The sequence below is a fragment of the Micromonospora sp. NPDC047527 genome (assembly GCF_040643015.1).
In the GTDB taxonomy this organism is placed as follows: domain Bacteria; phylum Actinomycetota; class Actinomycetes; order Mycobacteriales; family Micromonosporaceae; genus Micromonospora.
In genome coordinates, this window is the sequence record NZ_JBEYTK010000006.1 from 103,227 (window position 1) to 115,858 (window position 12,632).

The following is a 12,632-nucleotide window of genomic DNA, read 5'->3' on the forward strand; positions in this document are numbered from 1 at the left end:
TCACCCCGACGGAACCATGACGATCGGAGATTACCGGTTTCCCCACCCGTCTCGGGAGGAACTACGAAGACAGGTCATGGCGGCGGCAGTTGGGCGAGCTGAACGAGGCGTACGCCCTCCCGCCGGGTGACCAGCCGGCCACGGCCCGGTGGCAGCGGCCCGGGCCGCACCGGCCCGACGAGAGCGCCCTCGTCGGGGCTGCCCGCCATCACCAGACCGGCGGTCGACAGTTCCCGCAGCCGCTGCACGATCGGCTCGTACTGGGCCCGGGCCGCCCCACCTGTTCGGCGGGCCAGCACCAGGTGCAGCCCGACGTCCCGGGCGTGCGGCAGGTGCTCCTCCAGCGCCCGCAACGGGTTCGCCGGACCGGCCGCCACCAGGTCATAGTCGTCGACCAGCACGAACAGCTCCGGCCCCGACCACCAGGACCGGTCGCGCAGCTGCTGCCCGGTGACCTCCGGACCGGGTGCCCGCCGCTCCAGGTACCCGGCGGCCGACTCGACCAGGTCGGCGGTGTGCGCCGCTGCCGTGCCGTACCCGATCAGGTGCGGCGTCTCGATGGCGTCGAGCAGACTGCGCCGGTAGTCGACCAGGATCACCCGGGCCTCCTCGGGCGTGAACCGGGTGATGATCGAGGTGGCCAACGCCCGCAGGAACGAGGACTTGCCGCACTCCGCGTCGCCGAAGACCACGAAGTGCGGTTCGGTCGCGAAGTCGAGCAGCACCGGGCTCAGGTCCGCCTCGGCGATCCCGATCGGCAGCCGCAGGCCGGTCGTCGCGGTGAGGTCCAGTTCGGCGTACGGGAGCACCGGCGGCAGGAGCCGGACCCGGGGCGCACGCGGGCCTGTCCAACTGTCGGCGACCCGCTTGACCAGGTCGGCGGTGTCCCCGCTGTCGGTGCCGAGCTGCGGCAGCGCGGTGAGGAAGTGCAGGCCCTCCGCCGTCACCCCCCGACCGGGTTGCTCCGGCACGTTCGCCGCCGCTCTGCGCGCCACCAGCGAATCCGCCGGGTCACCGAGTCGCAGCTCCAGCCGGGAGCCGAACAGGTCCCGGATCGCCGGGCGGAAATCCAGCCAGCGCAGCGCAGTGGCGACGACGTGCAGCCCGTACGACAGACCCCGGGTGGCCAGGTCGGTGACCAGGGGCTCCAGGTCGTCGTACTCGCCACGGACGGTGCTCCAACCGTCGATCACCAGGAACACGTCGCCGAACGGGTCGGCCCCCGGCTGGCTGGCCGCGCCCACCGCAGCCCGACGCTGCCGGTACGCTGCCATCGACTCCACGCCCAACTCGCCGAAGCGACGCTCCCGCTCGGCCAGCAGGGTGGTCATCTCGCCGACGGTTCGCCGAACGGCGGTCGGGTCGGCGCGGCCCGTCACCCCGCCCACGTGCGGCAGGTCCCGCAGTGCGGCCAGGCCGCCGCCGCCGAAGTCGAGGCAGTAGACCTGCACCTCGGCGGGGGTGTGGGTGAGCGTCAGCGCGCAGATCAACGTACGCAACACGGTGGACTTGCCGCTCTGCGGCGCCCCGATCACCGCGATATGCCCGGCCGCACCGTCCAGCGCCAGCCAGAGCAGGTCCCGGCGCTGCTCCAACGGCCGGTCCACCACGGCCACCGGCACGCCGAGCGCGCCGTGCAACTCGGGGTTGCCCACGGTGAGCCCGCGCGTCGCGTCCACCTCGACCGTGCCGAGCAGTTCGTCCAGGGCCGGCGGCGGGCCGAGCGGCGGGAGCCAGACCTGGTGCGCGGGCGGACCCTGCCCGGCGAGCCGGTCGACCAGCAGGTCGAGCAGTGTCTTCCGGCCGCTCTCGTCCTCGGCCACCATCGGTAGGGCCGGGGTGGCCGGCTCGGGCAGCGGCACGGTGTGGGTGGTGAAGGTGAGCAGGCGGACGCCTCCGTCGGCTGCCGTGCCCGCCGACGCGGCCCGGCGGCGGACCGCGCCGGAGACGTACGCGGCCTTGAACCGGGCCAGCGGATCGGTGCCGGCGCGCAGAAAGCCGTGGCCCGGTGAGCGGGGCAGCTCGTGCGCGTCGGGCACGCCGAGGACCGTGCGGGACTCCAGCGCGGAGAAGGTGCGCAACCCGATCCGGTACGACAGGTGGGTGTCGAGCCCACGCAGCCGGCCCTCTTCCAGTCGCTGGCTGGCGAGCAGCAGGTGCACGCCGAGCGACCGGCCCAGCCGGCCGATCTGCACGAACAGGTCGATGAAGTCGGGCTTGGCGGAGAGCAGCTCGGAGAACTCGTCGCAGATCAGCAGCAGCGACGGCAGTGGGGCGAGGGGGGTGCCGGCCGCCCGGGCACGCTCGTAGTCGCGCACGCTGGCGAAGTTGCCGGCCCGGCGCAGCAGCTCCTGCCGGCGGACCAGCTCGCCGTTGATCGCGTCGACCATCCGATCCACCAGGGGCAGCGCGTCGGCCAGGTTGGTGATCACCGCGGCGGTGTGCGGCAGCCGGTCGAACGGCGCGAAAGTGGCACCACCCTTGAAGTCGACCAGGACGAAGTTGAGCTGCTCGGAGCTGTGCGTGGCGGCCAGCCCCAGCACCAGCGTGCGGAGCAACTCGGACTTGCCGGAGCCGGTGGCGCCGATGAGCAGGCCGTGCGGGCCCATCCCGTCCTGGGCCGATTCCTTGAGGTCCAGCTCGATGGCACCGCCGTCGGCGCCCACCCCGATCGGCACCCGCAGCCGGTCCCGGGCCGAGCGCGGCGCCCAGCCCTGCTCGGCGGTGAAGCTCTCCGGGTCGCCGACGCCGAGCAGTTCCGGAAGGCCCAGCTCGGCCTGGAGCGGCGCGTCCGGGCCACGGGCCGTGCCGGCCAGTCGGAGCGGCGCCAACCGTCGGGCGACCGCCTCGGCGTCGGTCAGGTCGAGCTGGTCGGCGGTGCCCACCTCGGCGTGCCCTTCGATCGACCAGGAGTGCAGTCGCCGGCCGCGCAGCTCCAGCAGCAGCGCGTACCGGTCGAGCAGGCGGGGCGGTGGGGTGTCCAGGTCCAGGACGGTGACCGCGTCGATGCCGCCGTCACCGGTCAGATCGCTGGCGCCGGTCAGGTCGCCGCCGTCGAGGACCACCACCACGTGCGGGCCGTCGGTGGCCGGGCCGGACGGACTGAACCGGGAGCGGCTGGCCAGCACGTCGCCGAGCAGCCGTTCCAGTTCGGCGGCCGAGGTGGTGACCAGCCGCACCGGGCCGAGCGCGTCGGTGCGGCCGGGGTGGTGCGCGTGCGGGAGCCACTTCACCCACTCCCAACTGGCTCGGCGTTCCGGCCCCGCGCAGATCGCGATCAGCAACTCGTCGGAGGCGTGGAAGACGGCCAGTTGGGTCAACACGGCCCGGACCAGGGCCTGCGCCGCCGGGTCGCCGTCGGGCGGCCGGCCGGTGCCCGACCCGCCGCCGGTGCCGCTGCGCACGTGCACCCGGGCGAAGCTGCGCAACGACAGGGCCACCGGCAGTTCCGGCACCACGGAGTACGCGTCCAGGAAGCGGCGCAGCGCGCCCGCGGTCATCGGCTCCAGCTCCTCCAGGGGCCGGGTGACCGGTGGGACCAGCGGGGTGGCAAGCGTCTGCGGCCCGACGGCGACCCGCACGACCGCGAAATCCGGGTCGGCGGGACGCCGCTCCCAGACCCGGTGACTGTCCACCGTCGACCAGAGGCGGCCCGGATCCGGGTGTCGGTAGTAGAGCCCGGCCCGCTGCTGCCCGGCGGTCTGCCGTACCCGGCGGCGCAGGGTGGCCAGGTGACGCAGGTACTCCCGGCGGGCCGCCATCATCTCCGACTTCTTCGGGGTGCCCGAGGCGCTGCCCCAGGAGGTCACCAGCATCGCCAGCGAGGAGAGCCCGAACATCCCGCCGACCACGTACGAGTAGGCGCCGCCGCCCCGGCCGAACATCATCGCCATCGCCACCGTGCCCCCGAGCATCGGCAGCAGCATGAGCATCTGCTGCCACCGCCCGCCGGTCACCGCGGGGATCTCCGGGGGCGCCTCGACCGGCAGTTCACCGACGGGTATCTCCGGTGCCGGCCGGCGGGGCGGGCGCTTGATGATGACGGTGGACACTCGGCCTCCTGACAGCGCTGGGTAACCCGAGCCTGGCTCATGGTAGGTAAAGTCCTGTCGTCCGCGCAGCCTCCGATCCCCCTCGATATGGAGACCAGTCGATGACAACCGGGCTGGCCCGCGTCACCATCAGCGCGCCGCAACGGCGGGTGGACGTCGCCCTGCCGGAGCAGACACCCCTGGCAGAGCTGCTGCCCGACGTGCTCCGACACGCCGGTGAGGGCCTGGCCGACGACGGTGAACGGCACGGCGGCTGGGTGCTGCGCCGCACCGACGGCGCGCTGCTGGCGACCGCCCAGGCACTGCTGCCGCAGGGCGTCCGCGACGGTGAGGTGCTGCACCTGGTGCCGGCCCGCGCGCACTGGCCCGAGTTGGAGTACGACGACGTGGTGGAGGCGATCGCCGACGGGGCCCGGCGTCGCGGCGGTGCCTGGTCGCCCACCGCCACCCGCGTGGCCGGTCTGGCCGGTGCCGCCGTGCCGCTCGCCGTCGGGCTGCTCGCCCTGCTCGCCGTCGGACCGACGCACCGCAGCGGTTGGCTCGTGGCGACGGTGGTGGCTCTGCTGCTCACCGTGGCCGGCGCGGTCGCCTCCCGGGCCAACGGCGACGGCACGGCCGGGGCGACGCTCGGCGGCTACGCCCTGCCGTACGCGTTCGTGGCCGGCGCCCTCGCGGTCGGCTCCGGCGATCCGGTCGGGCCGCTCGGGCTGGCGCGCTGGGTCGGCGCGCCCGAGTTGCTGGCCGGCTCGGTGGCGCTGCTGTTGGTGGCTCTGCTCGGGCTGCTCGGGGTGGCCAGCCGACTGCGGGTCTTCGTGGCCGGCGTGACGGTCGGCCTGATCGGCGCCGGCGCGGCGCTCGGCGCGCTTCTGCTGACGCCGGCCGGCACGGCGGCGGTGCTGCTCAGCGCGCTGGTCTTCGCCGTAGGGGTGATCCCGTTGCTGGCGATCCGGCTGGGCAAGCTGCCGCTGCCACCGATCACCCTGCCGGCCGCCGCGTCCGCCGACGAGCCGGAGCGGGCCCGGGACCTGCCGGACCGGGGTCGGGTGCACGCGGCGGTCAGCCGCACGGAGGAGGTGCTGACCGGGATGCTGCTCGGGCACGCCCTGCTGGCGGTGGCCGCGGCCACCGTGCTCGGGGCGACCGGGGGTACGGCCGGGCGGGTGCTGGTGGCGGTGGTCTCGGCGGTGCTGCTGCTGCGGTCGCGGCTGTTCGTGGCCCTGCGGCACCGGGTGCCGACGGTGCTCGCCGGGCTGGCCGGCTACGCGGTGCTGGGTGCCGTGCTGGTCGATCGGGCCGACGACACCGGGCGGCTGGCGCTGGTCCTCGGCGGGGCGGCGCTGGGCCTGGTGGCCGTGGCCGCCGGCACCGGGTACGCGCGTCGGCCGGTCTCGCCGTACCTCGGAAGGGTCGCGGACCTCACCGACACGGCGCTGGTGGTCGCCGTGGTGCCGGTCGCCTGCGCGGTGCTCGACCTGTACGACCGGGCCCGGGGGCTGCTCGGTTGAGCGGCCCCCGGGCCCGGTGCGTCAGGGTGCGTCAGTGCAGGGTCTCGCCGCGCGCCTCGGCGTCGCGGGCCCGCTGGTACGAGGCGTGGATCTCGGCCTCGGCCTCGATGCGGCCGACCCAGGTCGCGCCCTCCACCGACTTGCCGGGCTCCAGGTCCTTGTAGACCTCGAAGAAGTGCTGGATCTCCAGCCGGTCGAACTCGCCCACGTGGTGGATGTCGCGCAGGTGCTCCTGGCGGGGGTCCTCGTAGGGTACGCAGAGGACCTTGTCGTCCCCGCCCTTCTCGTCGGTCATCCGGAACATGCCGATGGCGCGGCACCGGATCAGGCAGCCCGGGAAGGTCGGCTCCGGGACCAGCACCAGGGCGTCGAGCGGGTCGCCGTCCTCACCCAGGGTGCCCTCGATGAACCCGTAGTCGGCCGGGTACTGGGTGGACGTGAAGAGGGTGCGGTCCAGCCGGATCCGGCCGGTCGCGTGGTCCACCTCGTACTTGTTCCGGTGACCCTTGGGGATCTCAACCGTAACGTCGAAATCCATCTGCACGCTCCCTCGTCTGCCCATGCTGGCTAACGGATATCACTGACGGCTCCCCGGACAGGCGAATGCCCACCCGCCGACTCCGGCCGCCGCATAGTCTTCGGACCGAAGTAGTGTCACCCAAGCCGATTTTCGCTGGGGGAGGAGGGGGTCGTGGGGAGGGAAGATTCACACTACCGCCCGGACGGGGGCGCCGCGCGCGGTACCGGACGATCCGGCTCCGGTGGTGCCACCGGACGGGTTCCGGTGCCCGACGCCCACCTCCCTCGGGCTCCCGAGCCGACGTCTCCGGCGAGCCCGACGTCTCCGGCAAGCCCGACACCGGCGCCGGAGTCGGTTTCCGAGCGGCCTCCGCCGCTGCCGTGGCGTCCGCCCGGTTCGGCTCCCGCCGGGCCGAACACCGGCCGCTTCCCGGTCCTCGGCGGTGACCGGCCCACGAGCGCCCCGGCGGCGGGCCGCGCCACGGTGCCGACCAGCCCAGCCCCGGGTGGTGCTGCTCCGGCCAGCCCAGTTTCGGTCAGCCCGGCCCCCGCCAGCCCGGCCCCGGTCAGCCCTGCTCCGGTCAGCCCTGCTCCGGTCAGCCCTGCTCCGGGCGGACCGACGACACCCGGGGGCGTTCCACCGCTGGGCCCGCCGATCTCCGCGCTGCCGGCTCCGGCCGCTGTCGACCCGCCGCCCGCCGCGCCGGCCAGCCCGCGCCGCCGGGGGCGGCTCCTGGCCGTACTCGCCACGGTGCTGCTGCTGGTGCTCGCCGGCGTCGGCGTGGTCGTGGTCCGACCCGGGCCGGTTGCCGGCTGGCTGGGCGAGGACGTCGCGTCCGCGCCGACCGCAGCCGGCGCCACCCCGGAACCCGACCCGTCGGACGTGCTGGCCGGGCCGGACGCGAATGCTCCGCTGCCCACCCCCGATGGGGTACGAGCCGCGCTGGACCCGCTGGTCGGTGCGGCCGCCCTGGGTGACCGGGTGAACGTCTCGGTGGCCGACGTGACCTCCGGCCAGACACTGTTCGCCAAGGGGGCGGACGACGGGACGGTGCCCGCCTCGGTGACCAAGCTGGCGACCGCGGTGACCGTGCTGGCTGCCCGTGGCCCCGGCTACCAGATCCCCACCCGGGTGGTGGCCGGCACGAAGCCCGGCGAGGTGGTGCTCGTCGGTGGTGGTGACCCCACCCTCGCCGTGGACAAGAAGGGCTACTACCCGGGCGCGGCCCGCCTGGACGACCTGGCCGCGCAGGTGCGTACCGCGCTCGGTGGCACCGCCCCGACCAGCGTCACCGTCGACGGTTCGATCTACTCCGGCCCGGTGTACGGCCCCGGCTGGGATTCCGACATCCCCACCGGCGGCTACGGCGGCGCGGTGACCGCGCTGATGACCGACGGCGCTCGCAGGGACCCGGGAGCCGAGCCCGGCGGCGCCGAACGCGTCGCCGAGCCGGACCTCGCCGCGGGCCGGTCGTTCGCCCGGCTGCTCGGCGTACCGACCAGCACCGTCAAGCGGGGCACCGCCCCGGCCCTGTCGACCGCCGCCGGCGGCACCCCGCCGTCCGGCACTGAGCTGGGCACGGTGCAGTCCCCGCCGTTGATCCGGCTGGTGGACATCATGATCAGCGAGAGCGACAACCTGCTGGCCGAGGCGCTCGCCCGCCAGGTGGCGCTGGCCCGCAGCCAACCGGCCTCGTTCGACGGCGCCGCCGCCGCGATGGACGCGGAGGTGGCCACGCTGGGCCTGCCCGCCGAGGAGATCACCCTCTCCGACGGCAGCGGCCTGTCCCGCCGTAACCGGATCAGCCCGTCACTGCTGACCGACCTGATCCGGCTCGCCGCCAGCCCGGACCACCCGGAGCTGGCCGGCGTCTTCGGTGGCCTGCCGGTGGGCGGCTGGTCCGGCACTCTCGGCGACCGCTATCGAGGCGCTCCGGGCACCGCCGCCGGGGCGGGCGCCGTACGGGCCAAGACCGGCACGCTGACCGGGGTGCACGCCATCGCCGGCCTGGTCACCACGGCTGACGGCCGGCTGCTCACCTTCGCGGTGCTCACCGACAAGGTGCCCGGCGGCACGGACACCGCCCAGCCGGCGCTGGACCGGATCGCCGCGGCGCTGGCCGGCTGCGGCTGCCACTGACCCCGCCTCCGGCGTGGGTTCCGGCAGCCGCGACCGGCGTCGATCGCCGACGCGAGCCCGGGCCGGGGTGTCGCGGCGCGGGTACGGTGGGTCCATGGCGCAGTTCGTGGACTGGGATCTGGCCGCCGCCACCGCGGGGGCGTTGAGCAAGTCGGGCCCTCGGGTGTCGTACTCCGAGGCCACCGACGTGGTCGGCGACCTGCGTCGGCTGACCGACGAGGCGGCCGGGCACGTGGCCGACTACACGGGGTTGCGGGCGCAGGTAGCGCATCCGCCGGTCCGGGTGGTCGACCGCCGGGACTGGGCGGCCACCAACATCGCCGGGCTGCGTGAGGTGATCACTCCGCTGGTCGGCCGGCTCTCCGGTGACAAGCAGCCGGGCGTGCTGACCGAGGCGATCGGGTCCCGGCTGACCGGGGTGCAGGCCGGCACCGTGCTGGCCTACCTGTCCGGCCGGGTGCTCGGCCAGTACGAGGTCTTCTCCGCCGACCCGGGCCAACTGCTGCTGGTCGCACCGAACATCGTCGAGGTGGAGCGCAAGCTCGGCGCCGACCCACGGGACTTCCGGCTCTGGGTGTGCCTGCACGAGGTCACCCACCGCACCCAGTTCACCGCCGTGCCGTGGATGCGGGCGTACTTCCTCAGCGAGGTGCAGGCGTTCGTGGACGCCTCGTCCAGCGGCGGTGAGCACCTGGTCGAGCGGCTGCGGCGTGGCGTGGCGACGCTGTCCGACGCGGTCCGCGACCCGGAGAGCCGCACCAGCGTGCTGGACATCGTGCAGACCCCGGCGCAGCGGGCCGTTCTGGACCGGCTCACCGCGCTGATGACCCTGCTGGAGGGGCACGCCGAGTTCGTGATGGACGGCGTCGGCCCAACGGTGATCCCGAGCGTGGATCGGATCCGGGCGTCGTTCAACAGGCGTCGCGAGGCGGGCAATCCGCTGGAGAAGGCGATCCGCCGGCTGCTCGGGGTGGAGGTCAAGATGCGCCAGTACGCCGAGGGCCGCAAGTTCGTGCACGGCGTGGTCGAGCGGGTCGGCATGGAGGGCTTCAACTCGATCTTCAACTCACCGCTGACCCTGCCCCGGCTGTCCGAGTTGGGCGACCCGGACGCGTGGGTGGCCCGGGTGCACGGCCCGGCGGGCACCATCCCGGCTGCCGGCTGACCGTCCGTCGGTGGCCGCGCTCGCTCCGCCGGTGGCCGCGATCCGGGTGGCGGTCCGCCGCGCGCTGATCGGCCTGCCGTCCGACGGCGGCCCGGTGCTGGTGGCCTGCTCCGGTGGTGCTGACTCGCTCGCCCTGGCGGCGGCGACCGTGTTCGTGGTGCCCCGCCTGGGCCGGCCGGCGGGCCTGGTGACAGTCGACCACGGCCTGCAGGCGGGCTCGGCGCAGCGGGCGGAGGCGGTGGCCGCCTGGGCACGCGAGGCGGGGTTCGCCCCGGTGGCGGTGGCCCGGGTGGAGGTGGCCGGGCGTCCGGGTGGCCCCGAGGCGGCGGCCCGGGAGGCCCGCTACCAGGCGTTGACCGAGGTAGCCCGCCAGCACGGGGCGGTCGCGGTGCTCACCGGGCACACCCGTGACGACCAGGCGGAGACCGTGCTGCTCGCGTTGGCGCGGGGGGCCGGCCCGCGCGGGCTCGCCGGAATGCCCGTCCGGCGGGAGTTGGACGGCGTACCGCTGCTGCGCCCGCTGCTCGATATCGGCCGGGAACAGACCCGCGCCGCCTGCGCGGTGCTCGGTCTGAGCCCATGGGAGGACCCCCACAACACCGACCCGTCGTACGCCCGCTCCCGGGTGCGGGCCGACGTGCTGCCGGCGCTGGTGCGGGCGCTCGGGCCGGGTGTGGTGGGCAACCTGGCGCGTACCGCCCGGTTGGTGGCGGCCGACAATGCCGCCCTCGACGAGGTGGCGGCGGCGGCGCTGGCGGCGGCCCGGTGTTCCGACGGCGGGCTCTCCGTGCCGGCGCTGGCCGGCCTGGTGCCCGCCGTGCGTGGCCGGGTGCTGCACACCTGGGCGCGGGAGTTGGGCGCACTGCCGGGTGCGCTGTCGTACCGGCACGTGAACGCGCTGGACGCCTTGGTCACCGAGTGGCACGGTCAGGGCCCGGCCGACCTGCCCGGAGGGATCCGGGTGCTCCGCCGCGCCGACCGACTGGCGCTGGTGGACCCCACCTGACTGAGTTCCCTCGGTCGGCCTGTCAGACGGTGTGTGCGCGGTCCCGGAAGGTGGTCCGGTAGCTGTGCGGGGTGGCACCGACGCGGCGGCTGAAGTGGTGGCGCAGCGCCGCCGCGTCGCCGAAGCCGGCTTGGTCGGCCACGGCCTCCACGCTCAGCGGGGTCTCCTCCAGCAGCCGCCGGGCGAGCAGCACCCGCTGGTTGGTGAGCCAGTCGTGCGGGGTGGTGCCGGTCTCGGCGCGGAACCGGCGGGCGAACGTGCGCGGCGCCATGCCGGCGCGGGCCGCCAACTCCTCCACGGTGATCGGCCGGTCCAGGTGTCCCATCAGCCACTCCAGTACCGGCTCCAGGGTCGGCGCCTCGGGCACCTTCGGGATGGGCGCCTCGACGTACTGTGACTGCCCGCCGTCGCGGTGCGGCGGGACCACCATCCGCCGGGCCAGGCGGGTCGCGGTGGCCGAGCCGTGCGCCTGGCGGATGAGGTGCAGGCAGGCGTCGATGCCGGCCGCCGTGCCGGCGCTGGTCAGCAGCCGACCGTCCTGGACATAGAGCGAGTTGCAGCGGACCCGGGCACGCGGGTGGCGGCGTTGCAGCTCGTCCACGTACCGCCAGTGGGTGGTGCACTCCCGGTCGTCCAGCAGCCCGGCCTCGCCCAGCAGGAAGGCGCCGGAGCAGACGCTGAACAGGTGCGCTCCGCGTGCGTCGGCTCGGCGGAGCGCGTCGAGGACCGGCTCGGGAACGTTGGTGCCCTGGGCGTGCGCCGGTACGGCGACCAGGTCGGCCTCCTCCACCGGCCCGAGGTCGGCGTTTGGAGTGAGGTGGAACCCGGCGGAGGTGCGGACGGGAGCGCCGTCCGGGCTGCACACGTCGAAGCGGTACGCGGGGAAGCCGTCGGCCGTGCGGTCGGTGCCGAACACCTCCGCGAGCACGCCGAGCTCGAAGGGGGCGACCTGGTCGAGGGCGAGGACGGCGACGGAGCGAAGCATGTGACGAGGGTAACCCGACAGGTGGCAGTAAATCGATGATCAGTGGCATCACTGCCACTGTTCGGCCGGCGCGAGTCGTCGCAGACTGGTCTCAGTCCGGTGCGCACCGGCGGCGAAACCGACAGCAACCATGCGAAAGTGAGCGCCGCCATGGAGTTCCTGATCTTCCTCCTGTTCCTCGCCCTGCTCGTCGCCGCCTCGGCGGCCGGTCTCACCGCGGACAGCCGCGACTCGGCCGACTGGAAGCCCAGTGAGGACGGCCGTCGCTGGCAGTCCCGTACCTGCTGATGGCTTTGATGCTTTTTGCGCCGAAAATCCCGGGCGGGACCGCGCCGAAAGGTGCGGCCCCGCCGACGGAGGGCATCCGCCGTACGGCAGGCTAGGAGACATGGCTGACGGCTCCTGGTACGACGCCGACATCGACCACGTGATCATCTCCGAGGCGCAGATCCGCGAGAAGACGGCCGAGCTGGCCAAGCAGGTCTCCGCCGACTACGCCCACGTGGGTGACGGACTGCTGCTGGTCTGCGTGCTCAAGGGCGCGGTGATGTTCATGGCGGACTTCGCTCGAGCGTTGGGCCGCAACGGCCCCCCGGCCGAACTCGACTTCATGGCCATCTCCTCCTACGGCCAGGGCACCACCTCCTCCGGGGTGGTCCGCATCCTCAAGGACCTGGACCGGGACATCGCCGGCCGGCACGTCGTGGTCGTCGAGGACATCGTCGACTCCGGGCTGACGCTCTCCTGGCTGCTGCGCTACCTGGAGTCCCGCTCGGCGGCGAGCGTCGAGGTGGTCGCGCTGTTCCGCAAGCCTGACGCCGTCAAGGTGCCGGTCCCGGTGAAGTACGTCGGCTTCGACATCCCCACCGAGTTCGTGGTCGGGTACGGCCTGGACTTCGGGGAGCGTTACCGGGAGTTGCCCTACGTCGGGGTGCTCAAGCCTGAGGTCTACGCCCGGTCCTGAGGTTGGCCGGTCCGGGTCACCCACGGTGTGAGGGCAACTCGCATCGGTGCTCGTCAAGCCGACGTTCAGCGCGCTCTCAGTTCTTCCGGCTACCGTGGAGCCCGGTGGCGCGAAAGTACCCTCGCGCTCGGCCCCTCGACCGCGTGACCGGGCGTTCGGGTGGTCGGGCCGAAATTCCCGCCACGCCGGTTTCTGCCCGGACCCGCCGTACGACTTCGATGCGGGGCTGGCGAGGCCGCCCACGGTGCCCGTCGTCGATGGCAATGGTGCGCCGAGTGCGGGGCTCGCAAGCTCGC

At 74.1% G+C, this 12,632-nt stretch carries 9 protein-coding genes; 6 read left to right on the forward strand and 3 right to left on the reverse strand.

Annotation, left to right across the window (positions count from 1 at the left end; translation table 11 throughout):
* Nucleotides 1-74: 74 nt before the first annotated feature.
* Nucleotides 75-4,052, reverse strand: coding sequence for a type VII secretion protein EccCa (gene eccCa / locus ABZ808_RS22650; protein WP_357009812.1), 3,978 nt, complete (start codon nt 4,050-4,052; stop codon nt 75-77).
* A gap of 101 nt (nt 4,053-4,153) precedes the next feature.
* On the opposite strand from eccCa, the gene eccD reads away from it, so the two are divergent.
* Entirely contained in the window at nt 4,154-5,557 is a 1,404-nt protein-coding gene (eccD, locus tag ABZ808_RS22655) for a type VII secretion integral membrane protein EccD (RefSeq protein WP_357009815.1), read from the forward strand.
* Between the two features lie 31 nt (nt 5,558-5,588).
* On the opposite strand, the gene ABZ808_RS22660 is transcribed toward eccD, so the two are convergent.
* Entirely contained in the window at nt 5,589-6,095 is a 507-nt protein-coding gene (locus ABZ808_RS22660; RefSeq protein ID WP_357009818.1) for an inorganic diphosphatase, read from the reverse strand.
* Nucleotides 6,096-6,809: 714 nt separating this feature from the next.
* On the opposite strand from ABZ808_RS22660, the gene dacB reads away from it, so the two are divergent.
* From dacB to tilS, 3 genes are all read left to right on the forward strand, one after another.
* Nucleotides 6,810-8,216 carry a D-alanyl-D-alanine carboxypeptidase/D-alanyl-D-alanine-endopeptidase gene (dacB, locus tag ABZ808_RS22665; RefSeq protein WP_357010710.1) on the forward strand — a complete coding sequence of 469 codons (1,407 nt, stop codon included), beginning with the start codon at nt 6,810-6,812 and terminating at the stop codon, nt 8,214-8,216.
* 94 nt (nt 8,217-8,310) lie between these two features.
* Nucleotides 8,311-9,381, forward strand: coding sequence for a zinc-dependent metalloprotease (locus tag ABZ808_RS22670; protein ID WP_357009821.1), 1,071 nt, complete (start codon nt 8,311-8,313; stop codon nt 9,379-9,381).
* Nucleotides 9,382-9,391: 10 nt separating this feature from the next.
* Nucleotides 9,392-10,387, forward strand: coding sequence for a tRNA lysidine(34) synthetase TilS (gene tilS, locus ABZ808_RS22675; protein WP_357009824.1), 996 nt, complete (start codon nt 9,392-9,394; stop codon nt 10,385-10,387).
* 22 nt (nt 10,388-10,409) lie between these two features.
* On the opposite strand, the gene ABZ808_RS22680 is transcribed toward tilS, so the two are convergent.
* Nucleotides 10,410-11,372, reverse strand: coding sequence for a helix-turn-helix domain-containing protein (locus ABZ808_RS22680; RefSeq protein WP_357009827.1), 963 nt, complete (start codon nt 11,370-11,372; stop codon nt 10,410-10,412).
* Nucleotides 11,373-11,510: 138 nt separating this feature from the next.
* On the opposite strand from ABZ808_RS22680, the gene ABZ808_RS22685 reads away from it, so the two are divergent.
* Together ABZ808_RS22685 and hpt are read left to right on the forward strand one after the other, a co-directional pair.
* A complete protein-coding gene (locus ABZ808_RS22685; protein WP_357010742.1) occupies nt 11,511-11,660 on the forward strand; it encodes a hypothetical protein in 150 nt (49 codons plus the stop codon).
* Nucleotides 11,661-11,760: 100 nt separating this feature from the next.
* Nucleotides 11,761-12,336, forward strand: coding sequence for a hypoxanthine phosphoribosyltransferase (hpt, locus tag ABZ808_RS22690; RefSeq protein ID WP_030328005.1), 576 nt, complete (start codon nt 11,761-11,763; stop codon nt 12,334-12,336).
* Nucleotides 12,337-12,632: the final 296 nt, after the last annotated feature.

Coding starts and splice junctions, on each gene's coding strand:
- ABZ808_RS22670 (WP_357009821.1), top strand. CDS start 8,311: ATGGCGCAGTTCGTGGACTGGGATCTGGCCGCCGCCACCGCGGGGGCG.
- ABZ808_RS22660 (WP_357009818.1), bottom strand. CDS start 6,095: ATGGATTTCGACGTTACGGTTGAGATCCCCAAGGGTCACCGGAACAAG.
- eccD (WP_357009815.1), top strand. CDS start 4,154: ATGACAACCGGGCTGGCCCGCGTCACCATCAGCGCGCCGCAACGGCGG.
- hpt (WP_030328005.1), top strand. CDS start 11,761: ATGGCTGACGGCTCCTGGTACGACGCCGACATCGACCACGTGATCATC.
- ABZ808_RS22680 (WP_357009827.1), bottom strand. CDS start 11,372: ATGCTTCGCTCCGTCGCCGTCCTCGCCCTCGACCAGGTCGCCCCCTTC.